The 24023-nt window shown below is 68.7% G+C and carries 24 protein-coding genes; 13 read left to right on the plus strand and 11 right to left on the minus strand.

What is annotated here, in order from left to right:
• Positions 1-336: 336 nt before the first annotated feature.
• Positions 337-1314, minus strand: coding sequence for a tetratricopeptide repeat protein (locus ACFWX1_RS43630; RefSeq protein WP_378395790.1), 978 nt, complete (start codon positions 1312-1314; stop codon positions 337-339).
• A 115-nt stretch (positions 1315-1429) separates the two neighbouring features.
• Between ACFWX1_RS43630 and ACFWX1_RS43635 the strand changes: the two genes are divergently transcribed.
• Complete coding sequence (locus ACFWX1_RS43635; protein ID WP_378395791.1) at positions 1430-1837, plus strand: hypothetical protein; 408 nt, start codon at positions 1430-1432, stop codon at positions 1835-1837.
• Here ACFWX1_RS43635 and ACFWX1_RS43640 read toward each other — a convergent pair whose 3' ends face one another.
• On the minus strand, positions 1838-2137 hold the full coding sequence (locus ACFWX1_RS43640) for an MTH1187 family thiamine-binding protein (RefSeq protein WP_378395792.1): 300 nt from the start codon (positions 2135-2137) through the stop codon (positions 1838-1840).
• Positions 2138-2204: 67 nt separating this feature from the next.
• On the opposite strand from ACFWX1_RS43640, the gene ACFWX1_RS43645 reads away from it, so the two are divergent.
• Positions 2205-2705 carry a MarR family winged helix-turn-helix transcriptional regulator gene (locus ACFWX1_RS43645; protein ID WP_378395793.1) on the plus strand — a complete coding sequence of 167 codons (501 nt, stop codon included), beginning with the start codon at positions 2205-2207 and terminating at the stop codon, positions 2703-2705.
• 32 nt (positions 2706-2737) lie between these two features.
• On the opposite strand, the gene ACFWX1_RS43650 is transcribed toward ACFWX1_RS43645, so the two are convergent.
• The 8 genes from ACFWX1_RS43650 to ACFWX1_RS43685 all read right to left on the minus strand — a co-directional run bounded on the left by ACFWX1_RS43650 (position 2738) and on the right by ACFWX1_RS43685 (position 11998).
• Positions 2738-2989: a hypothetical protein gene (locus tag ACFWX1_RS43650; RefSeq protein ID WP_378395794.1), complete on the minus strand. Its 252-nt coding sequence runs from the start codon at positions 2987-2989 to the stop codon at positions 2738-2740.
• A gap of 118 nt (positions 2990-3107) precedes the next feature.
• Positions 3108-3965 (minus strand): helix-turn-helix domain-containing protein, encoded by an 858-nt coding sequence (locus ACFWX1_RS43655; RefSeq protein ID WP_378395795.1) that lies wholly within the window; start codon positions 3963-3965, stop codon positions 3108-3110.
• The gene (locus ACFWX1_RS43660; RefSeq protein WP_378395796.1) at positions 3965-4510 is read right to left on the minus strand and encodes a DUF6879 family protein; all 546 of its coding nucleotides are present in this window, start codon (positions 4508-4510) and stop codon (positions 3965-3967) included. Before ACFWX1_RS43660 ends, ACFWX1_RS43655 begins: the two co-directional genes overlap by 1 nt.
• Positions 4497-4688: a hypothetical protein gene (locus ACFWX1_RS43665; protein WP_378395797.1), complete on the minus strand. Its 192-nt coding sequence runs from the start codon at positions 4686-4688 to the stop codon at positions 4497-4499. Before ACFWX1_RS43665 ends, ACFWX1_RS43660 begins: the two co-directional genes overlap by 14 nt.
• Before the next feature lie 242 nt (positions 4689-4930).
• The gene (locus ACFWX1_RS43670; protein ID WP_378395798.1) at positions 4931-5491 is read right to left on the minus strand and encodes a DUF6879 family protein; all 561 of its coding nucleotides are present in this window, start codon (positions 5489-5491) and stop codon (positions 4931-4933) included.
• 177 nt (positions 5492-5668) lie between these two features.
• Positions 5669-6040, minus strand: a complete 372-nt coding sequence (locus ACFWX1_RS43675; protein WP_378331116.1) for a DUF3817 domain-containing protein — start codon at positions 6038-6040, stop codon at positions 5669-5671.
• A 221-nt stretch (positions 6041-6261) separates the two neighbouring features.
• Positions 6262-8676, minus strand: coding sequence for a GH92 family glycosyl hydrolase (locus tag ACFWX1_RS43680; RefSeq protein ID WP_378395799.1), 2415 nt, complete (start codon positions 8674-8676; stop codon positions 6262-6264).
• 82 nt (positions 8677-8758) lie between these two features.
• On the minus strand, positions 8759-11998 hold the full coding sequence (locus ACFWX1_RS43685; RefSeq protein ID WP_378395800.1) for a GH92 family glycosyl hydrolase: 3240 nt from the start codon (positions 11996-11998) through the stop codon (positions 8759-8761).
• A 320-nt stretch (positions 11999-12318) separates the two neighbouring features.
• Between ACFWX1_RS43685 and ACFWX1_RS43690 the strand changes: the two genes are divergently transcribed.
• From ACFWX1_RS43690 to ACFWX1_RS43710, 5 genes are read left to right on the plus strand one after another with little or no spacing between them, the layout of a single operon-like run.
• Complete coding sequence (locus ACFWX1_RS43690; RefSeq protein WP_378395807.1) at positions 12319-13305, plus strand: LacI family DNA-binding transcriptional regulator; 987 nt, start codon at positions 12319-12321, stop codon at positions 13303-13305.
• Positions 13302-14348 (plus strand): class I mannose-6-phosphate isomerase, encoded by a 1047-nt coding sequence (locus tag ACFWX1_RS43695; RefSeq protein WP_378395801.1) that lies wholly within the window; start codon positions 13302-13304, stop codon positions 14346-14348. Before ACFWX1_RS43690 ends, ACFWX1_RS43695 begins: the two co-directional genes overlap by 4 nt.
• Entirely contained in the window at positions 14345-15109 is a 765-nt protein-coding gene (locus tag ACFWX1_RS43700; protein WP_378331101.1) for an ATP-binding cassette domain-containing protein, read from the plus strand. Before ACFWX1_RS43695 ends, ACFWX1_RS43700 begins: the two co-directional genes overlap by 4 nt.
• On the plus strand, positions 15106-16164 hold the full coding sequence (locus tag ACFWX1_RS43705; protein WP_378339057.1) for an ABC transporter permease: 1059 nt from the start codon (positions 15106-15108) through the stop codon (positions 16162-16164). Before ACFWX1_RS43700 ends, ACFWX1_RS43705 begins: the two co-directional genes overlap by 4 nt.
• A gap of 31 nt (positions 16165-16195) precedes the next feature.
• Entirely contained in the window at positions 16196-17188 is a 993-nt protein-coding gene (locus tag ACFWX1_RS43710; protein ID WP_378331099.1) for an ABC transporter substrate-binding protein, read from the plus strand.
• An 87-nt stretch (positions 17189-17275) separates the two neighbouring features.
• Here ACFWX1_RS43710 and ACFWX1_RS43715 read toward each other — a convergent pair whose 3' ends face one another.
• Positions 17276-17761: a pyridoxamine 5'-phosphate oxidase family protein gene (locus tag ACFWX1_RS43715; protein ID WP_378395802.1), complete on the minus strand. Its 486-nt coding sequence runs from the start codon at positions 17759-17761 to the stop codon at positions 17276-17278.
• A gap of 164 nt (positions 17762-17925) precedes the next feature.
• Between ACFWX1_RS43715 and ACFWX1_RS43720 the strand changes: the two genes are divergently transcribed.
• The 6 genes from ACFWX1_RS43720 (at position 17926) to ACFWX1_RS43745 (ending at position 23931) form a co-directional block, all read left to right on the plus strand.
• Positions 17926-18963, plus strand: coding sequence for a sensor histidine kinase (locus ACFWX1_RS43720; protein WP_378395808.1), 1038 nt, complete (start codon positions 17926-17928; stop codon positions 18961-18963).
• Positions 18960-19709 (plus strand): LytR/AlgR family response regulator transcription factor, encoded by a 750-nt coding sequence (locus ACFWX1_RS43725; RefSeq protein WP_378331097.1) that lies wholly within the window; start codon positions 18960-18962, stop codon positions 19707-19709. The genes ACFWX1_RS43720 and ACFWX1_RS43725 overlap by 4 nt, the downstream gene beginning before the upstream one ends.
• A complete protein-coding gene (locus ACFWX1_RS43730) occupies positions 19706-20056 on the plus strand; it encodes a hypothetical protein (protein WP_378395803.1) in 351 nt (116 codons plus the stop codon). Before ACFWX1_RS43725 ends, ACFWX1_RS43730 begins: the two co-directional genes overlap by 4 nt.
• A gap of 98 nt (positions 20057-20154) precedes the next feature.
• Positions 20155-21882, plus strand: coding sequence for a cation acetate symporter (locus tag ACFWX1_RS43735; protein ID WP_378395804.1), 1728 nt, complete (start codon positions 20155-20157; stop codon positions 21880-21882).
• Positions 21883-21952: 70 nt separating this feature from the next.
• Positions 21953-22300, plus strand: coding sequence for a DUF485 domain-containing protein (locus ACFWX1_RS43740; protein WP_378395805.1), 348 nt, complete (start codon positions 21953-21955; stop codon positions 22298-22300).
• Positions 22297-23931 carry a cation acetate symporter gene (locus ACFWX1_RS43745; RefSeq protein ID WP_378395806.1) on the plus strand — a complete coding sequence of 545 codons (1635 nt, stop codon included), beginning with the start codon at positions 22297-22299 and terminating at the stop codon, positions 23929-23931. Before ACFWX1_RS43740 ends, ACFWX1_RS43745 begins: the two co-directional genes overlap by 4 nt.
• The last annotated feature ends 92 nt before the right edge of the window (positions 23932-24023 follow it).

Below are 24023 nucleotides of genomic sequence, written 5' to 3' on the forward strand. Positions count from 1 at the left end.
GCCGCTCGCGTCGATTAACCCCCCGACGGGCGGCTACGCGACATGGGCAGTGCGCCCAGCCCCGCTGCGCCGGTGTCGTGAACGACGCGTTCAGGTCGCTCACCGTCTCCAACGACGCGTTCGAGACGTAATCCCGGCGCGCACTTGATCTTCGGCGCCGAGCGCCCCAATCGGGTCCGGTGGATGCGCCCAGGGCGTCCCTCGCACTTCCTCGCGCACGCCGCCGGCATTGCCCGGTGTCGCGAACGCTCCGTTGCCGACGATCAACGTCCCGAACGGAGCGTTCGCGACATCACCCCGGCACCTCAGTGAGAAAGCCTCGCTGGGGGCGCTGGGTCAGAACAGGGCGCTGGCCAGGTCGCGGCGTGCCTTCATGACGCGCTCGTCGGCCGGGTCGAACAGGTCGAACAGCGCCACCAGGTGCTCACGGACCTTGTTGCGGTCGTCCCCTGCCGTCCGGCGCACGGTCGCGATGAGCCGGGCGAATCCGGCCTCGACCTGCTGCTCCGCGACCTCGAGGTCGGCGGCGGCGAGCTGCGCGGAGATGTCCGACGGGTCGGCGTCGGCCTTCGCGAGCGCCTCCGGGTCGGCTGCCTCGGCGCGGGCGGTGAACTTGACCTGGGCGAGCGCCGTCTTGGCCTGCTCGTTGGCGGGTTCGACGTCGAGGATGCGCTCGTAGGCCGCCTGCGCCGCCGCGAAGTCGCCGCGCTCGAAAGCGGTCTCGGCCTCGGTGAACCGCGGGTCCTCTGGCTCCTCGACGGGGCTGCCGCCCTGCTCGGCCGCGGTGATGCTGGGCAGCTTGTCCCGCAGCGCGTCCATCAGCGCGCCGAGCCACTTCCGGATCTCGGGTTCGGGCAGGGCGCCGGAGAACGCGTCCACCGGCTGGCCCGCGCCGATCGCGACGATGGTCGGGATCGACTGCGCGCCGAACAGCTGCGCGATCCGCGGGTTCGCGTCGACGTCGACCTTGGCCAGCACCCAGGCGCCGTTGCTCTCGCCGGCGAGCTTCTCCAGCACCGGGCTGAGCTGCTTGCACGGGCCGCACCATTCGGCCCACAGGTCGACGATCACCAGCTGGCGCAGCGAACGCTCCACGACCTCGGCCTGGAACGTCGCCTCGGTGACCTCGATCACGGCGTCGCCCGAGGGCGCACCGTTCCCGGACGGTGCCGGGCCGCCGCCCTCGGGCGGGGCCGCCGGCTGTTTGCGTGCCGCTTCGGCACGGGCCTTCAGTGCGGACAGATCGACCGCGCCGGAGAGGGCGGCGGACATGGCCGCTGACTTCGCTGCTGCAGATCCGCGTGGGTGTGTCACGGCTCCATCCTGGCACGCATCCGCGAGCGTTTCACCGCTGGTGTCCGGCCCGTCCGGTTGGCAGGAAACCTGCCGTGGGGCAAGCTCGGCCCCAGAAGCACGAGAGGGCGGGCCGATGGTGAGCAAGCGAGACGTCCGGGTCGGCGGGGCTGTCCTCGCACTGGTGGCCTGGATCACCACGATCACGCTGCTCATCGCGCACCAGCCCGAGGCGGGCGCGGACTCGCCGTCGAACCTGCGCGACCAGCTGGCCACGGCACTGACCACCCGCGACTCCGACGCGCTGGCGAACCTCGTCGACTACGGCGGCAAGGACTCCGGCGACTTCGCGAAGAGCTACCTCGCCAAGCTGGACAGCGGCGAGGTCCGCGAGGTGGCGGTCCAGCTGGCCCCCGACGAGCGGCAGCCCACCCAGGCGGTGGTCACCGGCGTCCGCGCGCAGGGCGAACGGTTCTCCTATCCGCTCGCCCTGACCGAGGCCAAGGGACGCTGGAAGGTCGCGTTCACGCCTCCGCTCCCCTGATCACTCCTTCAGCCGCGCCTCGACGCGCTCGACCTTCGCCTCGAGCTGTCCTTCGTAGCCCGGCCGGATGTCGGCCTTGAGCACCAGCCCGACCCGCGCCGAGCCCTCCCCCGCCGCCTCGACCGCGCGCTTGACGACGGCCATGACCTCGTCCCACTCGCCCTCGATGTTGGTGAACATCGCGTTGGTGGAATTGGGCAACCCCGACTCGCGCACGACCCGCACCGCGCGGGCGACCGCCTCGCTGACTCCGCCGTCGGAGTCCCCACCGGACGGGCTGACACTGAAGGCGACGATCATCTTGTGTCCTCTCTTTATTCCCGGTCAGCCGACACGAACCCGGTACCCGCTGGTAACTTCGACCGTCATGAACCGTCCGCTGCCGTTCGACCCGATTGCCCGCGCGGCGCAGCTGTGGGAGGCCCGGATCGGGCCCTCCGGCACCATGGCCGCGGTCACCGGCGTGATGCGGGTGCAACAGATCATCCAGTCCGCGGTGGACGGCGCGCTCAAGCCCCACGGCCTGACCTTCGCCCGGTACGAGGCGCTGGTGCTGCTCACCTTCGCCCGCAGCGCGAGCCTGCCCATGCGCGTGATGGGTGAACGGCTGCAACTGCATCCCACCAGCGTCACCAACATAGTGGACCGGCTGGAGCGCGACGGGCTCGTCAAGCGTGTCCCGCATCCCACCGACCGGCGCACGACCCTGGTCGAGATCACCGACGACGGCCGCACCCGCCGCGAGGAGGCGACCGAAGCCGTCACCGCCATCGACTTCGGGCTCACCGGCCTGACCGGCCGCCAGACCGAACAGCTCACCGACCTGCTGACGAAGGTCCGCCGCGCCGCGGGCGACTTCACGGAGTAAGCGCTCCACTCCGGATCGTCCAATCCGTCCGATCAGGACGGAAAACCGAGCCGGGAGGTCCGTTCCGGCCGCGCCGCGTTCACCTTCGCGCGGCAGGCGGGGCACTCCCGTATCGGCACCGGTCCCGGCACGACGAGCCAGGGCCGGACGACCACCCGCACCTGTTCACCGCACAGCGCGTGCCGGGTGGCCGCCACGCCACGCGGCACTTCGCGCGCCAGCGCGTGCAGGGCCTTACCGGTGTTCACCCACCAGATCAGCCGCCAGTCGAGCCGTTCACCCATTCACCGGACGATAAGCACGAATTCAATTCTTCGACCGGAATATTCGCGCCAGGAAACCGCACTCACCCGAACGTATTCACGTCACCAGAATCGACCTCCGATATTCCACGACGTGAATTCACCCATCCGCCATGCGAAACTCGTCAGCGATACCACTGATGAATTCTCGCGCCTCTTCACCGCCGAGCGCGGATGACGAGAAGTGGTCGAACTGCGCCCGGTAGAACGCGATGTCCCACGGATCACGCAAGGCCAGCACGCACGTCGAGGTCTCGATCCTCACCAGCCGGTCGTCGTAGGCGACAAAGACCTCTAGTGGCGCGTCGGCCATAGTCACCGAAAGCGGGATGACCTGCACGGAGACGCTTGAGAGCGCGGCGAATGACACTACCTTGTCCAACTGGATCGCCATTGCCGGAGCAGGCAGGAGGCGCCAGCGCAAGGCCGCTTCGGCGAAAAGAAATCTGAACCGTTTTCCGGTGTCGTAAAGGATTCGCTGCCGAGCAAGCTTCCGCGCGACGATCTCCCGCTGGACCGCCTCAGGCGTTTGCCGCCCCACCGGATGATTTACAGCCACCGACGCGTACTCGGGCGTCTGAAGCAGGCCGGTGATCATGGTCGGGAGAAGGAATCGTATCTCGGCAGCAGACCGCTCGATCGCGGCGAGCTGATCCTGGACCTTGCCCCAGCCGAGCTTGCTCTTGTCGCGGTCGGACTCGTACTGCACAGTGCCCAGCTGCGCCAGCGTCAGCAGCTCGTGGGCGTAGCCACGGTCGACGCCGAGCGCATGAACGATCTGCTCCACATCCGTGATGCTCGGCCGGAGCTTGCCCGTTTCGATCTTCGAGATCTTGGACTGGCTGATACCTGTCCTGTCGGCCAGCCGTTCACCGGACAGGCCGGAAGCCCTGCGCAGGGTACGCAGGGCTTCCGCGAGGCTGATCTGTCTGGCCTCGACGCTTTCAGGTTCGAACATCAGCCCTTCGCGACGTACTCCAGGAACGGGATGCTGTGCTGGATCGCCAATTCTTTGTACCGAACATAGGGCTCAGGGTCCAGGTCGACCAGCCGCTCCCGGCCCAGTTGTGTACCGTCCTCGGCGTAGTGCATCAGGACGATCACTTCGTCGTCGAACATCCAGAAGTCCTGGTCAGGGAGCCCCGGGTTCGGCGTCCGAGAGAAGTCGAGGATCCGGACTTCCTCGCCTGCCTCGACATTTTCGTGGTAGCACGCGAACTCGTACTTCAGGTAGTCGCTCAGCGGCGGAGTGATGGTGTGCACCCGGCCGACTGTGCGGCCCGCCGCCGCATGGGCCCTCAACTCGGTGGACCAGCGACTGGAGCGATTGATCTCGCCGGTAGCGAGAAACCGCTCGACCTTGCCCGTCTCCGGGCCAACCCGGTAGACGGGCAGCGTCTCCAGCCGCCATGCGCTCCGTTCGAACTTCCGCCATTGCGCATCCCAGGCTTCACCGGTCAGCCAGTTCTCACCTGACCTGAGCTTCTCGTCACCGGGCCGCACGAGCTGCCTCCAGAAGCAGGTCGAGCGAAATCTCCACAGCAGCCTCACCTCGCCCGGGATGTAGGTCGCCTTCGGGTTGCAACAGGTCACCCTGGACGACGACTGTTCCCCACTCCGTCAACGACACCTTGGCGCAATCGTTGTCGTCGCAATCGCCAGCGAGTCTCTTCAGTTTCATGGCTACCTCTCCCCTCGGAACCGGTCACAGCGAGCGTACTGCCGGACACCGACAGTTCGTGCCGCCCGAAAGGCTATTCGCGAGGCGGAATGAGACCAGACATGAAACGGCCCCCGTGAGCGATGCTCACGGGGGCCGTCGTCGAGGAACCGAGGATCAGGGCAGCCCAGAAGCCCTGCACAGGATGCGCAGGGCTTCCGCGAAGCTGGGCTGGCCAGCTGCGGCGCTCTCGGGTTTGAATATCAGCCCTTCGCGACGTACTCCAGGAACGGGACGCTGTGCTGGATCGCCAGCTCTTTGTACCGAACATAGGGCTCAGGGTCCAGGTCGACCAGCCGCTCCCGGCCCAGCTGCGTGCCGTCCTCGGCGTAGTGCATCAGGACGACCACCTCGTCGTCGAACAGCCAGAAGTCCTGGTCAGGCAGCCCCGGATTCGGCGTTCGCGAGTAGTCGAGAATGCGGACGTCCTCCCCGGCATCGACGCTGCCCGGGTAGGCCGTGAATTCGAACCGCAGGTAGTCACTGAGCGGCGAGGTGAGCGTGTGCACCCGACCGACCGTGCGGCCTGCCGCAGCGTGCTCCCGCAACTCTTCGTACCAGTGTGTGGGTGGCTCGGCCTCGCCGGTTGCCAGGAAGCGTTCGAGCTCACCCTCTTCCGGCCCCACCTTGTAAACAGGCAGAGTTTCCAGGCGCCACGCACTCCGCTCGAAGTTCTGCCACTGCGCCGCCCAAGCGTCACGAGTCAGCCAGTTGTCACCTGACCTCAGTTTCTCCTCGCCGCGCTTCTTGTCACCGAGCCGCACGAACTGCCTCCAGAGGTAGGTAGAGCGGGAACTCCACGACGGCTTCGCCCGTCTGGTCACGCTCAGCGTAGCGACGGACACCGACAGTTCGTGCCGCCCGAAAGGCTATTCGCGAGGCGGAATGAGAACGGCCCCCGCGAGCGGTGCTCACGGGGGCCGTACGAAGAAGACGCGAGATCAGGCCGCGGCGGTCTCCGGGGTCTTCGCCTGGAAGAGGCCGGTGCCGCCCTGGCTCAGCCGCTGCGGGCCGTCCAGCTTGCCGTTACGCAGCGCCCACTTCTCGAACAGCCAGGTGAACAGCGGCGGGATGGAGGAGAGCAGCGCGAGGACCAGCGTGCGAGGCCGCCAGCCGAGGGGCTTCGCGACGGAGAGGGAGATCACGACGTACAGGACGAAGATGACGCCGTGCACCATGCCGAGGACGGGGACACCGCCGTCGTTCGCGGCGTGGACGACGTACTTGAGAAACATCCCGATCAGCAAGCCGGCCCAGGACAGGGCTTCGGCGACTGCGGCCACGCGGAATACTAAAGCGGCCTTGCTGGACACGACTCCTCCTGAGTGGGTCTCACACTCTCACTGGCGCTCTACACGAACATGTCCGACCTCACTGTGTCCAAACGGGATTCCCGGGTGGACGTCAACAGCGCTGTCGGACGTGTGTAACACCAGTGTGATACGTGACGGCCCTCACCGGAACACCGGGGCCCGTGATGATGCTCACGGGCCCCGGTCCGTACCGGTCTGAACCAGTTGAGGCGGCCCCTGGGCTACCCGGCGCAGGGGGACGCCGGGGCGCCGCCGGGGCCGGTCGCCCAGGTGGCCTTGGCGGCGTCGGCGGTGAGCTGGAAGTCCAGCGTCACCCCGCGGTTGAGCTGCTCGAAGCTGACGTACGCGCGGTCACTCGGCGACGACCACCAGCCGTTGCCGACCCGCAGACCCGCGACGTACTGGAGCTTCGCGCCGTCCGCCCCGCCCGCGGCGATCGTCACGTCGCGTCCGTTCTGCAGGTGGATGACCGACTTCGAGAACCGCGGCGCGGACAACAGGAAGTTCCCGGTACCAGGCGCACCGGGGTAGATCCCCAACGCACTGAAGACGTACCACGCCGACATCTGGCCGAGGTCGTCGTTGCCGGTCACGCCGTTGGGCGCGTTGGTGAACAGCGTCTGCGCCGCGCGCAGCACCGCGGAGGTCTTCCACGGCTGCCCGGAAAGCGTGTACATCCACGGCGCGTGCAGGTCCGGTTCGTTGTTCGGGTTGTACCGGAACTGGTTGTAGTAGTTGTACGGCCCGACGACCCACTTCTCGCGCACGGTCTTGGCCGGATCGGCCACGAGGTCGGAGTAGGCGAAGAAGTCGTCGAGCCGCTTGTCGACGTTCTCCTTGCCGCCCATGAGCTTCGTGATGCCCGGGACGTCCTGCTGGGTCAGCCACTGGTACTGCCACGACGTGCCCTCGTGGAACCCGTCCTGGCTCTGCGGGCTGTACGGCTTGTCCGCCGGGGTGAACCAGCCGCCGCCCGCCACCTTCGGCCGGAAGAACCCGCTGAACCCGCGGTCGTTCTGGCTGGTGTCCCACAACGTGCGGTAGGTGCGGGACTTCTCGGAAAGCGCCTTCGCGTCGTCCTTCCTGCCCAGCGCGGCCGCCATGATCGACAGCGAGCAGTCGCCGAGCGCGTACTCCAGCGTCGCCGACGCGCCATGGTTCGGGTCGGTGTCCTGGCCCTTCTTCGGGAAATTCGGGTCGTACTGGACGAATCCGTCCTTCTGGTAACTCGGGTTCCCGGAACGGCCCTGGAACGGCGACGACGCCGGCGGCACCTCGCGCGCGTTCTGCAACAGCGCCTGATACGCCTTGACCTCGTTGCCGGACAACGCCCCATAGCGCCACAGGTCGACCAGGAACGGCGTGACCGGGTCGCCGGTCATCGTGTTCGTCTCCTGGCTCGCGTACGCCCATCGCGGCAGCCAGCCGCCCTGGTCGTGGATCGCCAGGACGCTCTTCGCGATGTCCTTGGCCCGATCGGGACGCAGCAGCGCGAGGAGCTGGTTCTGTGAGCGATAGGTGTCCCACAGCGAGAAGAAGTCGTAATAGGTCCAGCCGACCGCGCGGTGGATCTTCTTGTCGAAGCCGTAGTAGCGGCCGTCCGCGTCGTTGCCGGTCAGCGGCTGGAGCAGCGAGTGGTAGAGCGAGGTGTAGAAGACCGTGCGGTCGTCCGGCTTCCCGCCCTTGATGTCCACAGTGGACAACTCTTGGCGCCAGGTGCGCTGCGTGTCGGCGCGGACCTTGTCGAACGGGCGGACCCGCTCGGCGGCGAGATTGACCTTCGGGCCGTTCGCGTCGACCTGGGAGATCGCGGTGGTCGCGGTCACCGGGCCGCCGTCGAAGGTGAGCCACGCGCCGCGCAGGCCCGCGCCGCCCGAGGACTCCTTGCTCCCCGGTGTGCCGCCGGTCGGCGACCAGGTTCCCGAGGACTTGAACGGCTTGTCGAACGTCGTGCGGAACCACGTCGTGTACGGCTTGCCGCCGCAGAACGCCTGCGATTCCACCGTGCCCTCGACCGTCCGGTCGTCGACGACGCGGATGCTGCTCGCGGTCACCGGTTCCTTGTCGTTGGCCTGCCCGACGTTGACGAACACGTTGGCGTCGCCCTGTTCTTTATCTTGCGCAGTCGTGAAGTTGTAGCGCTCGACGCCGGTGCGGGTGGTCGCGGTCGTCTCGACGTCGATGCCGCCGTAGCCGGTGAGCCGGACCTTGTAGTAGCCGGGTTTTCCGACCTCGCCGTCATGGGTGTACGGCGAGGCGTACCGCTTCTGGTCGAACGTCGCGGGCTTGGTCGTGTCGAACGCCGCCCCCGGCCCGACCGCGCCGGTGGTCGGCAGGGTCGAGACGAGCCCGCCCTGTTCCCAGCATCCCGCGCCGGACAGGAAGAAATGCCCGAAGCCGCGGATCGCGGTGTCGTCGTAACGCCAGCCCGCGTAGTGCGAGCCGATGGGGCTCACCTGCGTCATCCCGAACGGCGCCGACGCGCCGGGGAAGGTGTTCCCGTCGTCCTTGGTGCCGATGAACGTGTTGACACTGTCGATCACGTCCGCCGGCGCGGCCTCGGCGACGACCGGCGTCAGCCCGGTCGCCACCACGGCGAGCGCCAGCGCGCCCGCCCCCAGCCTTCTGCTCCTCATCGAGCCTCCTCGTAATGTGCTCTGAAGGCCACCATGAGGGAACTGAGTGCCCTCATGGTGGCCTTCAGAGACTTCGGCGATCTCAGCCGACGGCGACGGCGAACACGTGCAGTTCGCCGCCGGACGTCGTGGCCGGGAAGGTGATGCTGGCGACGGTCTTACCGGCGTCCAGCGTGATCGGCGCGGTGGCGAACACCATCGTGCGGATCTGTTGCGGGGTGCTACCCGCGGTGTTGCGGTACGGCGTGGACAGCACGACGCGGTTGCCGAACGCGGGCTGGTTGGCGCCGCCGCCGAGCGTCCAGTCGGAGAACCCGACGTTCGCGGTCGACTTGCTGCCGTCGGTGTAGGTGATCGTCAGCGTCCCCGACGCGTTCCCGTTCGCCGCCGCGCCCAGCAGCGACAACCGGCCCGAGCCCGAGACATTCAGGGTCTGCCCGGACGCGGCGATGTTGTCCGGGTCCCCGACCGCGGCCGACGGCCAGGTGAACTTGAGCCCGTCCGAACCGACCGTGCCACCCGGCTTCGCCCCGGCCGCGGCCAACGCGTCGGCCGAGTAGCTCCAGCCGCCGCCATCGAAGTTCGCCGCCTCGGGCTTGGCGTCCGGCGAGATCCCGGCGTTGTTCACCGTCGCGAGCCAGCTCCCCGGCTGCGCGACCAGCACCGTGAGCGTCGCCTGCGTGTTCGCCAGGCCCGGTGAGGAGAACGTCACCGGGATCCGGCGGGCGCCGTCCGACGTGCCCGCCGGGACGCTCACCGTGATGTCCGCGCGCGCCTTGCCCGCCGCGGGGACGTCGACGCTGCCGGACGCCGGCGACACCTGTACACCGTCCACAGAGGACGCCGTCCAGGTCCACTTCCGTGCGGTGCCGGACAGGTCCTGCACACCCACCGACGCCTTGGCCGTCGAGCCCGCCGGAGTCACCACACGTGCCGGATCCACAAAGGACAGGCTGGGCTTCTCCTGGTCACGGAAGGACGGCGGCGCGTCCGCGGCGGCACTGCCCCACGCGGTCGGCGTCGCCGAGAGCGCGAAGTCGAGCTTGCCACCGGTCGAGATCAGCGCCTCGGGCAGCCATGCCTTGCCGACATCGGTGCCGTTGACCTTCAGGCCCGCGACGTAGTTCCCCGAGCCCTGCCCGCTGATGGCGATCTTCTTGCCCGCGCCCGTGGTCAGCGTCGCCTTCGGGAACAACGGGGTGTTCAGCAGCGTCTCGGCGCGGCCCGGGATCTCCGGGTAGATGCCGAGCGCCGCCCAGACGTACCACGAGGACATCTGGCCGAGGTCGTCGTTGCCGACCAGGCCTTCGGGCTTCGGGTTGTACAGGTCGGTCATCGCGCGGCGCACGATGGACTGCGTCTTGGCGGGAGCACCCGCGTAGGAGTACACCCACGGCGCGTTCGAGTTCGGCTCGTTGCCCAGGAAGGCATACGGCTCATGGGTTCCGGCGTTCAGCTTGGTGAAGAAGGTGTCCAAACGGGACTCCACGGCCTTGTTCCCGCCGAACGCGGTGACCAGGCCGCCGAGGTCGTAGGGCACCATCCAGTCGTACTGCGCGCCGTTGCCCTCGACCCAGCCCTGCGAGCTGGAGGGGTTGTAGTTCCCGGAGAACGAGCCGTCCGCGCCGCGCGGCTGGAGGTGTCCGCTGCCCGGGTTGTAGAGGTTCTGCCAGTTCTGCGCGCGCTTCATGAACGTCTGGTACGTCGCGCTGTCGCCGAGCCGCCGCGCGAGCTGCGCGATCGAGAAGTCGGCGCTGGTGTATTCGAGCGTGTCGGCGCCCGCGCCGGGCACGTAGCCGAGCTTCTGGTAGTCCTCGAGGCCCGGCCGTTCGGTGTAGCCCTGTGTCGGCTGCGTCGCGCCCTTGATCATGAGCAGCAACGCCTTCTGCGCGTCGAAGTCACGGGCACCGAAGGCGTACGCGCTGGACACGATGATGTGGTACGGATCGCCGTTCATCACGCCGGTGTAGTCGTTCGCGACGGTCCAGCGGTCCCACGACCCGCCCTGCTCGGCGTAGGCCATCATCGAGCGGACGATGTCCGACGTCTCCTTCGGCGCGATCGTCGCCAGCAGCGGGATCTCCGAACGGTAGATGTCCCAGCCGGAGAAGTTCGTGTACATCGCGTGGCCGCGTTCGGCCTTGTGGATCCGGCCGTCGAAACCGGGATAGCTGCCGTCCACATCGGAGAAGACGTTCGGCTGGATCAGCGAGTGGTACAGCGAGGTGTAGAACGTCGAGGTGTCGGCGTCCGAGCCGCCTTCGACGGCGATCTTGCCGAGCTGGTCGTTCCACGCCTTGCGGGCCGCCTTGGCGACGTCGTCGAAGGACCGCCTGGTGTTCTCCGCCTTCAGGTTCGCCTTGGCGCCATCGACGGACACAAAGGACAGTCCTACCTGGACGTTCACCTGCGCGCCCGCGAGGTTGTCGAAGGTGACGTACCCGCCGCTGCCCGGACCGCTGACGGTCGTGTCCTGCGGCGCGATCGACGCCGCGCGAGCGAGTGTCGCCTTGTCACCGTTGGGCCGCGCCACCTTCGGCTGCGCTCCCCCGGTCTCGGCGGCCTTGCCCGGTGTCACCGCGCCGTTCTTCCACGTCCCGATCGAGGCGAACGGGGTGTCGAACTTCGCCGAGAAGTACACCCGGTAGCTGTCCTTGGCCCCGCAGAAGCGGCCGCTGGTCGCCCAGCCGCTGATGGTGTCCTTGCCGATGGTGATCGAGGCGTCGTCGGTGCCCATGACCGAGCCGGAGGTGTTGATCAGCAGGGTCGAGGAGGCGCCGGCGGGGTAGGTGAACCGGCCCGAGCCGGTGCGCTGGGTGGTGGTCAGCTCGACCTTCGCGCCGCTGTCGAGGGTGACGTCGTAGCGGCCGGGGCTCGTGTGTTCGTTGGTGTGGGAGAACTTCGAGGTGTAGCGGCCGGGGTCGGTCGCGGGCGAGGTGGTGACCTCGCCGACGAACGGGATGAACGGGATGTCCTCGTACGTCGAGCAGCCCGCGCCCGAAAGGTGCGTGAGGCTGAAGCCCTTCAACGCGTTGTCGTCGTAGAAATAGCCGCCGTGCTGGGCTTTCACGGTGTCCGGGCTCCACTGCACCATCCCGAACGGCGACACCGCGCCGGGGAACGTGTTCCCGGCGCCGCCGCCGGTGCCGTGGTCCTGCCCGCCCGGCCGGGTGCCCACGAACGTGTTGACCCATTTGGCGGGGTCTTGGACAGCAGCCGCGGTGTACGCCGCCGCGGCGGGGATCGCGGGTACCACCGCGGCCGTCACGGCCGTCGTCAGCAACACCAGCCCGGCTCTGAAGCGCGCTCGCGCCATCGCCATCGCCTCTCCTACTCCAGGCGCGACCCGTGTCGTCTTTTCAGAACCGTGGAGCATGGCTGACAACCTTGTCGCGCACACTGTCGATGCGGGCAACGATGGGCAAGGGCTCACGAGAACGTCAAGGCTCGCGTCGAAGCCTGTCTGTTTCAAGACACGCTGATCATCCGTCCGTCGTAACGTTTCAGTCCCGGAAAATGTCTCCTTTATCGATTCGGGTATTGACACGGACCGCCGTCGTGATGTCGAATCCTGCCACTATGACAACGTTGTCGCCCGGTGGCCCGGAATCCGGCCACCGCACCACCAGCAGACGAGCCACGATGAGCGATGTGGCCCGGCTCGCGGGCGTCAGCATCAAGACCGTCTCGCGGGTCGTCAACGACGAACCGGCCGTCCACCCGGACACCGCCGAACGCGTCATGGCCGCGATCGAGCAGCTCGGTTTCCGGCGCAACCTCGGCGCGCGCAACCTGCGCCGCGGGTCGACCACCGGCACCATCGGCCTGATCGTCGAGGACGTCGGTAACCCGTTCTACTCCGAGCTGAACCGCGCCGTCGAGCGCATCGCGACCTCCTTCGGCCGCCAGGTGCTCACCGGTTCGTCGGAGGAGAACTCCGACCGGGAGCGGGAACTGGCGCTGGAGTTCTGCGCGCGCCGGGTCGACGGGATCCTGATCGTGCCCGCCGGGATGCAGCACGGCTACCTCGTGCCGGAGATGCGCGCGGGCACCCCCGTGGTGTTCCTCGACCGCCCGGCCGGCGACATCGTGGCCGACACCGTGCTCGTCGACAACCTCGGCGGTACCGTCGAAGCCGTCACGCACCTGGCGAAACACGGCCACCGCCGGATCGCCTTCCTGGCCGACAGCCCGGACATCTTCACCGCGGCCGAGCGCCTGCGCGGCTTCCGGGAAGGCTGTGTGCGCAACGGGATTCCCTACGACGAGAGCCTCGTCGCGATGGGCACGCCGACGCCTGAGCGCATCGGCGAGGCCGTCCGCGCACTGCTCACCGGGCCTTCGGCGGCCACCGCGGTCATCGCCGGGAACAACCGGGTCGCCGTGCACCTGCTGCGCGCGCTCGCCCACGCCGAGCACCGCCCGGCCATGGTCAGCTTCGACGACTTCGAGCTGGCGGATCTGCTCGACCCGCCGGTCACCGTCATCGCGCACGACGTCGGCGCGCTCGGGCACGCGGCGGCCGAACTGCTGTTCGCCCGTGTCCAAGGAGATCCCACCGCCCCCAGAAAGGTAGTCCTGCCCGTGCATCTAGTCGCCCGTGGTTCCGGGGAGGTGGCGCCTCAGTGAACGCGCACCTCGAACCCCTCCGGCTCCCGGCCAACCAGCCTCCGCAGTTCTACCGCGGCGGCGACGCCATCGCGGCACTACGCGGAGCGTCCAATTCGGACAACAAATACGGCCCGGAGGACTGGGTCGCTTCCGCCACCACGATGTTCGGGCAGGAAACCCACGGCCTGACGAAGCTGCCCAGCGGCGTCTGGCTGCGGGACGCGGTCCGCGAGAACCCGGTCGCCTGGCTCGGCGCCAAGCACGTCGAGGCGATGGGCGATTCGACCGGGCTGCTGGTCAAGCTGCTCGACGCCGGGCAGCGGCTGCCGGTCCACTTCCACCCGACCGACGCGTTCGCGCGGCAGCACTTCGACTCGCACTTCGGCAAGACCGAGGCGTGGATCGTCGTCGGCACCTACGGCGACGACCCGCGCGTGTACCCGGGTTTCAAGGAGACGGTGAGCAAGCGGACCGTCGCCGACTGGACCCGCGAGCAGGACGCGCCCAGCATGCTCGGCGCGTTGAACAGCATCCCGGTCACCGCGGGCGACACGGTCTACATCCCGGCCGGGCTGCCGCACGCGATCGGCGAAGGCGTGTTCGTGGTCGAGTTGCAGCAGCCGACCGACTTCTCGCTGACGCTGGAATGGCGGGATTTCCTGGCGAATCCGGAAAAGGGCCACCTCGGCCTCGGCTTCGACACCGCCATCGAAACGCTGGACACCACCGGCTGGGACGAAGAACGGCTCACGAGCATCGTCAAGCACACGGGCACCGACAGTTCGTCCACTGTGGACCTGCTGGCCGACGGTTCGGACGCCTTCTTCCGCGCCGACCGTCTTCGTCCTAACGCGACAACGTTGTCATTGGACCCGTCCTTCGCGGTGCTGGTGGTCATGGAGGGCACGGGCGTGCTGCGCACCGAGCACGGTGGCGAGTACGCGCTGAACAAGGGCGAGACGTACGTGGTCCCGCACGACGCCGGGCAGTCCACAGTGGAGGGCGACCTGTCGCTCATCCGCTGCCGTCCGCCCGTTCCGGAAAAGAGGTCGCAGGCGTGAGCGAAATCCTGCTGGACGCACAGAATCTGACGAAGTATTACGGCTCGGTCGAGGCACTGCGCGGGGCCTCGTTCCAGGCCCGCGCGGGCGAGGTCACGGCACTGATCGGCGACAACGGCGCCGGGAAGTCCACTTTGGTCAAATGCCTGTCCGGGGCGGAGCAGCCGACCTCGGGCAAGATCCTGCTCGACGGCGCCGAGATCCACCTGGACTCGCCGACCACCGCGCGGCGCATGGGCATCGAGACGGTGTACCAGGACCTCGCGGTCGCGCCGGAGCTCGACCCGGCCGCGAACCTGTTCCTGGGCAGGGAGATCCACCGCAAGGGCATCCTCGGCAAGCTCGGGATGCTGGACAAGGCGGAGATGCGCCGTCAGGCGGTCGAGGAGTTCAAACGGCTCGGCGTGACGCTGCAGAGCACCGACGTGCCGATCGGCTCGCTGTCCGGTGGCCAGCGCCAGAGCGTCGCGGTGGCGCGTTCGGTGGTGTGGGCGTCGAAGGTCGTGTTCATGGACGAGCCGACCGCCGCGCTCGGCGTCGTGCAGCGGGAACGCGTGCTCGACGTGGTCAAGAAGGTGCGGGACAAGGGCATCGCGGTCGTGCTGATCAGCCACAACATGCCCGAGGTGCTGTCGGTGTCGGACCGGATCGAGGTGCTGCGGCTCGGCAAGCGCGTCGCGCGCTTCACCGGGGCCGACACGAAGCTGGAAGACCTGGTCGCCGCGATGACCGGCGCACTGGTACAGGAAGAGGCGGCATGACCGTGACAACCCCTGCTCAGAAGGACCCGGACATCCAGACCACGCCGGACGCGGGCTTCGGCAAACTGCCGCTGGGCAAGCGATTGGTCGGGGCCAACACGTTCTGGATCGCGCTGGTGCTGCTCGCGCTGATCGTGGTGTTCACCGCGATCGCGCCCGCCGAGTTCGCCACGCTGTTCACCTTCCAGACGCTGCTCATCGAGACCTCGGTGCTGCTGGTGCTCTCCGTCGGCATGACGTTCGTGATCATCACCTCGGGCATCGACCTCTCGGTCGGCTCGGTGCTGATCTTCGCGGGCATGGTGGCCGGGAAGACGATGGAAGCGCTTTCCGGCGGCGACGCGAGCCACGCGGGCTGGGGCGTCATCCTGGTCGGCCTGCTCGCCGCGGTCGTGGCGGGCACGGTGTGGGGCCTGATCAACGGGTTCCTCATCGCGGTGGCGAACATCCCGCCGCTGATCGTCACGCTCGGCACGATGGGCGCGGCGCTCGGCGCGGCGTACCTGCTGAACAACGGGTCCGACGTGCGCAGCGTGCCGACCGAGCTCAACAAGACGCTGGGCTACGGGACGTCCTTCGGCGGGGTACCGAACCTGGTGCTGGTGGCCGTGGTCATCACGCTCATCGGCGCGTGGCTCCTGCACACCACGAAGTTCGGGCGCTACACCTTCGCCGTCGGCTCCAACGCCGAGGGCGCGCGCCGGGCGGGCATCGGCGTCACCGCGCATCTGCTCAAGGTGTACACCCTGACCGGGTTCCTCGCCGGGATCGCGGGTTTCCTCTCGCTGGCGTACTACGCGTCGACGACGATCTCCGCGCACACCACCGACAACCTCAACGCCATCGCGGCGACGGTGATGGGCGGGACGAGTCTCTTCGGCGGCGTCGGGTCGATCCTCGGCACCGTGATCGGCGTGTTCATCCCGGCCGTGCTGAAGAAGGGCTTCAACATCACGCACGTCCAGGACTTCTGGCAGATGATCGCGGTCGGCGCCGTGCTGATCGCGGCGGTGTGGTTCGACCAGCGGCGCCGGCGTCGCCGCAACTCCCGGTAATTTTCCCTACTGCACAAAGAGGTGCTCCACGATGAAGTTGAGAAAGTCCCTCGTCGCCGCCGGCGCGCTCGCCTCCGCCGCCGCCCTGCTGACCGCGTGCGGCGGTGGCCAGGTCGGCCAGAGCGGCTCCGGTGATTCCAAGCCGGCCAACAACAAGAAGCTCATGCTGGTGCCCGGCGTGCAGGCCGAGCCGTTCTACATCTCGATGCAGTGCGGTGCCCAGGCCGAGGCGAAGAAGCTCGGCTACGAGCTGACCACGCAGGCGCCGCAGAAGTTCGACGCGGCCATGCAGACCCAGATCGTCAACGCGCTGGGCTCGAACCCGCCCGCGGGTCTGCTCATCGCGCCGACCGACGCGCAGGCGATGCTGGCGCCGATCCAGCAGGTCAAGAGCCGCGGTTCGAAGATCGTCGAGGTGGACACCGCGCTGAAGGACACCAGCGTGGCGGAGTCCTCGGTCTCCTCGGACAGCGTCGAGGGCGGCAAGCTGGCGGCACAGACGCTGGCGAAGCTGCTCGGTGACAAGAAGGGTTCGGTGCTGGTGCTCGACACCATCGCCGGGACCTCGACCACGAACGCCCGCGCCAAGGGCTTCGAGGACGAGCTGAAGAACCACCCGAACCTGAAGTCGGCCGGGGTGCAGTTCACCCAGAACGAGCCGGACCAGGCCGCGTCGAAGGTGTCGGCGGCGCTGTCGTCCACTCCGGACCTGGTGGGGATCTTCGCCACCAACCTGAACACCGGCGAGGGCGCGGCGACCGGCCTGCGCAACGCGGGCAAGGTCGGGGCCGTCAACCTGGTCGGCTTCGACGCCAGCCCGTCCGAAGTGGACGGTCTGAAGAAGGGCGAGTACCAGGCGCTCATCGCGCAGGACCCGGCGGCCATCGGCCAGCAGGGCGTGCAGCAGGCGGTGAACGCGCTGGAGGGCAAGCCGGTGACCCGCAACCTGACCCCCGGCCTGCACTCGATCACCAAGGCGGACATGGACGCCAACGCGCAGTACTTCTACAAGCAGCAGTGCTGAGCTGAAGGGGACTTTCGTCTCGTGACATGAGCTGAAGGGGACTTTCGTCGCATGCGATGCGAGGAAAGTCCCCTTCAGCTCACTCGGCTACTGGCGGGCACGGATGATGTCCTCGACCGACTGCGGGATGGTGGTCTCGAAGTCCAGGAGCTTCGCCCAGTCCGGGGTGATCGTGACCCGGACCATCTGGTCGTACAGGGCGTGCACCCCGGCCGACCACTCCTCGAACTGCTCCGGCGGGACCAGCTTGCGGCTGGCCGCCACGTACTCCTCCGGCACCCCGTCCACCAGCTCGGTGCTCGCCGCGCCGCGGATCAGCAGCACACGCGGCGGGTGGCAGCCCTCGGTGTCGATCGTCAGCGAGACGCGCGGGTTGCTCTCCAGCGCCCGCACCTTCGCGCTCTTCGGCAGCGTGCACACGACGATCCGCGCGCCGTCCCAGTGGAAGGCGATCGGGATGACCCGCGGATCACCGTCCAGACCGACGTAGGCCAGCCGGGCCGGGATCGACGAGCCGAGCAGCTCCTCGGAAATCGGCTTGGCCAGGACGGCGGCGACGTCTTCGTGCTTCATGGTGGTCTCCTCGGGTGCGGGTGCCGATCGTGGCACTTTCGCGGGGATGACGGAACCGGATCGGCGTTCTCGACATCACTCCCGGTTAGACTCTCCTTCCGCACTGTCCCGCACTGTCCCGAATCTGTCCCGGAGCGGCACCGAGGGGAGGTCCGACGTCCGTGCTGGCGAAACGCGCGGCCTCGGCCGCCGATCCCCTGCCCGTGCTCGCCGCCGCGCGCCGGATCACCCACGACCTGATGGACGGCCTGGCCGGGGCCCATGCCCGCCGGGCCGCGCACGGCCTGCGGCGGCTGTTCGACGTGCCGGGCCTCGGGCTGGCCGACCTCTCCGGGTCGCTGGTGTGGTCCGGGCGACCCGGCCCGGACGACGTCGTCGCGCAGCTGCTCGAAGAGGCACTGCGCAACGAGGAGCCCGGTGCCGGCGCCGCCTTGCGCGTCCTGCCGCTGCACGTCCACGACGAGCCCGCCGGCGCGCTGCTGGTCGTCGGCGACGTACCCGCGAACGTGGCCCGCGAAGCCGCCGATCTGGTGATCCAGGCACTGGAGCGGGGCAAGCTGGAGGCCTCCGCGGAGCAGGCGGCGGAGGCCGAGCTGCGGGCGCTGCGCGCGGAGATGTCACCGCATTTCGTCTACAACGCGCTGACCGTGATCGCCTCACTGGTGCGTTCGGATCCGGACCGCGCCCGCGACCTCATGCTCGACTTCGCCGACTACACGCGCTACAGCCTCGCCCGGCACGGCGAATACACCGTCGTCGCCGAGGAGTTCCGCGCGGTCGAGACGTACCTGGCGCTGCAGCGGGCGGTGCTCGGCGAACGGCTGCGCGTCCAGGTCAGGGTGGCGCCGGAGGTGCTCGCCGTCGCGGTGCCCTACCTGGTGCTGGAACCGTTGGTGGAGAACGCGATCCGGCACGGGATCGAGCCGCGCTCGGGCACCGGGCTCGTCCAGGTGGACGGGCAGGCGGAAGGGAATCACTGCGTGATCACGGTCGAGGACGACGGCGTCGGTATGGCGCCGGAGCGGGCCGCGGAGATCCTGGCTGGCAAGGGCTCCGACGACGGCGTCGGACTGGCCAATGTGGACAGACGGCTGCGCGACGTCTACGGCCCCTGGTACGGGCTGACCGTGGAGACCGCCGTCGGCGCGGGAACCCGGGTGATCGTGCGCGTTCCCCGCTTCCAGCCGGGGGTGCTGCCGTGACCGGGTTGCGTGTACTGGCTGTGGACGATCTGGCGCCCGCGCTCGACGAGCTGTGCCGGATGCTGCGCGAGGCGCCCGAAGTCGGTGAGGTCGTCGGTGCCGGAGACGCGCTGAAGGCGTTGAAACTCCTTCAGGCGGACCATTTCGACGCGGTGTTCCTCGACATCTCCATGCCCGGCCTCGACGGCCTGGAACTGGCCTCGTTGCTGGCGAAGCTGTCCGAACCGCCGGTGATCGTGTTCGTCACCGCGCACGACGGGCACGCGGTCACCGCGTACGGCATCGGCGCGGTCGACTACCTGCTCAAGCCGGTCCGCGCCGAACGGCTGTCGGCCGCGCTGGCGAAGGTGACGCGCATGGCGGCACCCTCGCGTCCCGCTCCCGACGCGATGGCCGCGCTGCCGGTCGACTCCGGCGGCCGGACCCGGTACGTGCGGCGCGACGACGTCCTGTTCGCCGAGGCACACGGCGATTACGTCCGGCTGCACACGAAGGCCGGGGTGCACGTGGTGCGGATGCCGATCTCGCGGCTGGAGGAGTACTGGGAGGGCACCGGGTTCAGCCGGGTGCACCGCGGGTTCCTGCTGGCCGTCGACGCGGTGCTGGAGCTGCGCAGCGACACCACCGGCGGCCTGCTAGCGCACACCGAGGCCGGGGACGTCCCTGTCAGCCGCAGGCACGCCCGCGACCTGCGGGACAGGCTGCTCGAAGCCGCGCAACGCGGTCAGCTCGGGTCCCGGCGATGAGCCGCGTCCGGCGTGTCGCCGTCACCAGCCCGCAGACCCGGCTCGCGCACGCGCGGCGGCAGGCGCGGGGCCGCTGGCGGCAGCCCCGGCTGCGCGCGGCGGACGCGCAGCGCGCGAGCGAGTTGTACCGGGCGCAGCGGCGTCGCGGGATTCCGGCGCTGGTGCTGATCTTCGCGCTGCTGCTCGGCCTGCCCGCGGTGTTCGCGGTGTTTCCCGGGCTGGATTCGGTGCGGCTGTGGGGAATCCCGCTGTCGTGGCTGATGATCGCGGTGCTGCCGTACCCGGCGATGGCGCTGCTCGCCCGCTGGCAGCTGCGCCGCGCCGAACGCCTCGAGGACGACCCGTGATCCCGCGCGGCAAGTCTCTGAAGGCCACCTTGAGGGCGTTCAGGTCCCTGAAGGTGGCCTTCAGAGACCACCACCGCGGCGTGACCGGGGAGACCTGAGTGGGGGTCGCATTAGCCGTCGCGCCGGTGGTGGCGGTGACGTTGCTGATCGGGATCCGGGGCGTCGCGGCGATGCGGACGACGTCGGACTTCCTCGTCGCCTCGCGCCGGGTGTCGCCGCTGGTGAACTCGGCGGCGGTGTCGGGCGAGTACCTGTCGGCGGCGTCGTTCCTCGGGGTGGCCGGGCTCGTGGTGAAGGACGGCGTCGGCGCGCTGTGGTACCCGGTCGGGTTCACCGCGGGCTACATCGCGATGCTCGTGCTGGTCGCGGCGCCGATGCGGCGCTCGGGCGCGCTCACCGTGCCGGACTTCGCCGAAGCGCGGCTGGCCTCACCCGCGCTGCGCCGGCTGTCCGCCGTGGTCATCCTGGTGATCGGCACGATCTACGTCCTCCCCCAGTTCCGCACCGCGGGTCTGGTGCTCAAGGCGGTCGGCGGCACGCCGTACTGGGTCGGCGTCGCGATCGCCGGGACGGCGGTGAGCGTGACCCTCGCGCTCGGCGGGATGCGCGCGGCGACGTACGTGCAGGCGTTCCAGTTCGTGCTGAAGCTGCTGCTGTTCCTGGTCCCGGCGATCTGGCTGGTCCTGCAGGCGGGCGCGGTGAACCGGGACGCGGCCCTGCATCCGGTGGAGTTCACCCGCTTCGCGCACGACACCCCGGTCTCGTTCGAGATCGACACGACGCTGCGGATCACCGAGCCGACGCCACTGCGCACGCCCGACGGCGGCACCCGCGTCCTGCAGCCCGGCGAACTTTCCTTGAGCAGCAAGGACAAACTGACGTTCGCCGAGGGCGCGCCGGTACCGTCGGTGCCGGGCGTCGCGCCGCTGGGCGGCGCCGACTGGCAACGGCCGCTGCTCGACCTCGGCGACCAGGGCTACCCGCTGCTGAGCACCTGGTCGATCCTGATCGCGATCATGCTGGGCACGATGGGCCTGCCGCACGTCCTGATGCGCTTCCACACCAGCCCGGACGGCCGCGCCGCCCGCCGGACCGCGGCCATCACCGTGGCGCTGCTCGGCGTGTTCTACCTGTTCCCCGGGATCTACGGCGTGCTCGGCCGGGTACTGGTGCCGCAGCTGTACCTGTCCGGCGGGACCGACACCGTCGTCGTCGCCCTTCCGTCCCAAGTGGACAGTGGGTGGGCGGGGCAGCTGTTCACCGCGTTGCTCACCGCGGGCGCGTTCGCGGCGTTCCTGGCGACGTCGCTGGGCCTGCTGCTGGTGATGTCCGGGGCGCTGGCCTACGACCTCATGCCCGGCGGGCTGCGGCGGCTGCGGGTGACGGTGGTCGTCGTCGCGGGCGTGATGGTGCTGCTCGCGCTGCCGTCCGCGCGCTTCGGCGCGGGTGAGCTGGTCACCTGGGGTTTCACCGTGGCGGCCTCGACGTTCTGCCCGCTGCTCGTGCTCGGCATCTGGTGGCCCCGGCTGACCGCGGCGGGCGGGATCGCCGGGGTGCTCACCGGGCTGCTGGCCTCGTCGGGCTCGTTCCTGTTCACCCTCGCCGGACCCAAACTCCACGGCTGGGTGGCGATCGTGGTGGCCCAACCGGCACTCTGGTCGGTACCGTCGGCATTCGGCGTAATGATGCTGGTCTCTTCGCGCGGCAGACCGCCTTCCTGGTCGACGACGGCGATGCTGCGGCTGCATCTGCACGAGCGCCGTTCGTCCCCGGCCGCGCGCCGTTCGTCAACCGTTCGTCGCCGGAGCTTGCGTTTGAACCGCTGACGGTTCCGTCCTCACCTGGTGATCCCTACCGTGGCGCGCACCACATTCGCAGTGCCGCGAGGAGACGCCGATGAGCACCACAGACACCGACGTGACCGGCGGGCCACCGGACGCCACGGTCTGGGAAAAGGCCCATGAAAGCGCGGAGTTCCGGGAGTTGCGCAGCCGCCTGCGCCGCTTCGTCTTCCCGATGGCGGCATTGTTCCTCGCCTGGTATCTGCTCTATGTCCTGCTCGCCGACTACGCGCACGGGTTCATGAGCACCAAGCTGTTCGGCAACATCACCGTCGGCCTCGTCTTCGGGCTGCTGCAGTTCGTGTCGACGTTCCTGATCACGTGGCTGTATGTGCGCTACGCCAACAAGAAACTCGACCCGGTGGCCGAGAAGATCCGTGAAGACCTGGAGGGGAAGGCATGACCAGCACGCTCGCCGCGGGCGTCGAAGGCAGCAGCCCGCTCCTGAACATCAGCATTTTCGGGCTGTTCGTGGTGATCACGCTCGTGATCGTGTTCCGCGCCAGCCGGAACACCAAAACGGCGTCGGACTACTACGCCGCCGGTCGTGCGTTCACCGGCCCGCAGAACGGCATCGCGATTTCCGGCGACTATCTCTCGGCGGCCTCGTTCCTCGGTATCGCGGGCGCCATCGCGGTCTACGGTTACGACGGATTCCTGTATTCGATCGGGTTCCTGGTGGCGTGGCTGGTCGCGCTGCTGCTCGTCGCGGAGTTGTTGCGTAACACCGGGAAATTCACCATGGGCGACGTGCTCGCCTTCCGGATGCGGCAGCGTCCGGTGCGTGCGGCGGCCGCGATCTCGACGCTCGCCGTGTCGTTCTTCTACCTGCTCGCCCAGATGGCGGGCGCCGGTGGTCTCGTCGCGCTGCTGCTCGGCATCGAGGGCAAGACCGGCCAGACGCTGGTGATCGTCGTGGTCGGCATCATCATGATCGCGTACGTGCTGATCGGCGGGATGAAGGGCACCACGTGGGTGCAGATCATCAAGGCCGCGCTGCTCATCATCGGTGCGCTGGCGATGACGCTGTGGGTGCTCGGCAAGTACGGCTTCAACTTCTCCAGCCTGCTGCAGGCCGCCGTCGACAAGGGCGGCAAGGCCGGACAGGCGCTGCTCGGGCCGGGCAAGCAGTACGGCGCGACGGGAACGTCCAAACTGGACTTCTTCTCGCTCGGCATCGCGCTGGTGCTGGGCACCGCGGGCCTGCCGCACGTGCTGATGCGCTTCTACACGGTGCCGACCGCCCGTGAGGCCCGGCGTTCGGTCGTGTGGGCGATCGTGCTGATCGGCGTGTTCTACCTGTTCACCCTGGTCCTCGGCTACGGCGCGGGCGCGCTGGTGGGCCCGGACAAGATCAAGGCCGCGCCCGGCGGGGTGAACTCCGCGGCGCCGCTGCTCGCGCTCGAACTCGGCGGCCCGGTGCTGCTGGGCCTGATCGCGGCGATCGCGTTCGCGACGATCCTGGCGGTGGTCGCGGGCCTGACGATCACCGCGTCGGCGTCCTTTGCGCACGACGTCTACGCCAGCGTGGTCAAGAAGGGTAAGGCGACGCCGGGTTCGGAGGTGCGCGTAGCCCGGATCACCGCGCTGGTGATCGGCGCGGTGGCGATCGTCGGCGGCATCCTGGCGAACGGCCAGAACGTCGCGTTCCTGGTGGCGCTGGCCTTCGCGGTCGCGGCGTCGGCGAACCTGCCGACGATCCTCTATTCGCTGTTCTGGAAGCGGTTCAACACCCAGGGCGCGCTGTGGTCGATCTACGGCGGCCTGATCGTCACGATCGTGCTCATCGTCTTCTCCCCGGCGGTGTCCGGGAAGCCGATCGACCCGAAGACGGGCAAGAGCGCGTCGATGATCCAGGGTGTCGACTTCCACTGGTTCCCGCTCGACAACCCGGGCCTGGTGTCCATCCCGATCGCGTTCTTCCTCGGCTGGCTCGGCACCGTGCTGTCGAAGGAACACGACGAGAAGAAGTACGCCGAGATGGAGGTCCGCTCGCTGACCGGCGCCGGCGCCGAAAAGGCCGTCGCCCACTGAACCCCGGGGGCCGCGAGGGGGTGCCGCGCCACCCCGCCTCCTCGCAGCCCCCGGCCAAAGTCCGTGAAGGCCTCCTTCACAGCGCTCATCGC

This window comes from Amycolatopsis sp. NPDC059021 (assembly GCF_042739895.1).
Lineage (GTDB): Bacteria > Actinomycetota > Actinomycetes > Mycobacteriales > Pseudonocardiaceae > Amycolatopsis.

Coding starts and splice junctions, on each gene's coding strand:
- ACFWX1_RS43745 (WP_378395806.1), top strand. CDS start 22,297: ATGACCAGCACGCTCGCCGCGGGCGTCGAAGGCAGCAGCCCGCTCCTG.
- ACFWX1_RS43680 (WP_378395799.1), bottom strand. CDS start 8,676: ATGAGGAGCAGAAGGCTGGGGGCGGGCGCGCTGGCGCTCGCCGTGGTG.
- ACFWX1_RS43655 (WP_378395795.1), bottom strand. CDS start 3,965: ATGTTCGAACCTGAAAGCGTCGAGGCCAGACAGATCAGCCTCGCGGAA.
- ACFWX1_RS43645 (WP_378395793.1), top strand. CDS start 2,205: ATGAACCGTCCGCTGCCGTTCGACCCGATTGCCCGCGCGGCGCAGCTG.
- ACFWX1_RS43740 (WP_378395805.1), top strand. CDS start 21,953: ATGAGCACCACAGACACCGACGTGACCGGCGGGCCACCGGACGCCACG.
- ACFWX1_RS43640 (WP_378395792.1), bottom strand. CDS start 2,137: ATGATCGTCGCCTTCAGTGTCAGCCCGTCCGGTGGGGACTCCGACGGC.
- ACFWX1_RS43715 (WP_378395802.1), bottom strand. CDS start 17,761: ATGAAGCACGAAGACGTCGCCGCCGTCCTGGCCAAGCCGATTTCCGAG.
- ACFWX1_RS43635 (WP_378395791.1), top strand. CDS start 1,430: ATGGTGAGCAAGCGAGACGTCCGGGTCGGCGGGGCTGTCCTCGCACTG.
- ACFWX1_RS43730 (WP_378395803.1), top strand. CDS start 19,706: ATGAGCCGCGTCCGGCGTGTCGCCGTCACCAGCCCGCAGACCCGGCTC.
- ACFWX1_RS43710 (WP_378331099.1), top strand. CDS start 16,196: ATGAAGTTGAGAAAGTCCCTCGTCGCCGCCGGCGCGCTCGCCTCCGCC.
- ACFWX1_RS43705 (WP_378339057.1), top strand. CDS start 15,106: ATGACCGTGACAACCCCTGCTCAGAAGGACCCGGACATCCAGACCACG.
- ACFWX1_RS43685 (WP_378395800.1), bottom strand. CDS start 11,998: ATGGCGATGGCGCGAGCGCGCTTCAGAGCCGGGCTGGTGTTGCTGACG.
- ACFWX1_RS43665 (WP_378395797.1), bottom strand. CDS start 4,688: ATGAAACTGAAGAGACTCGCTGGCGATTGCGACGACAACGATTGCGCC.
- ACFWX1_RS43650 (WP_378395794.1), bottom strand. CDS start 2,989: ATGGGTGAACGGCTCGACTGGCGGCTGATCTGGTGGGTGAACACCGGT.
- ACFWX1_RS43690 (WP_378395807.1), top strand. CDS start 12,319: ATGAGCGATGTGGCCCGGCTCGCGGGCGTCAGCATCAAGACCGTCTCG.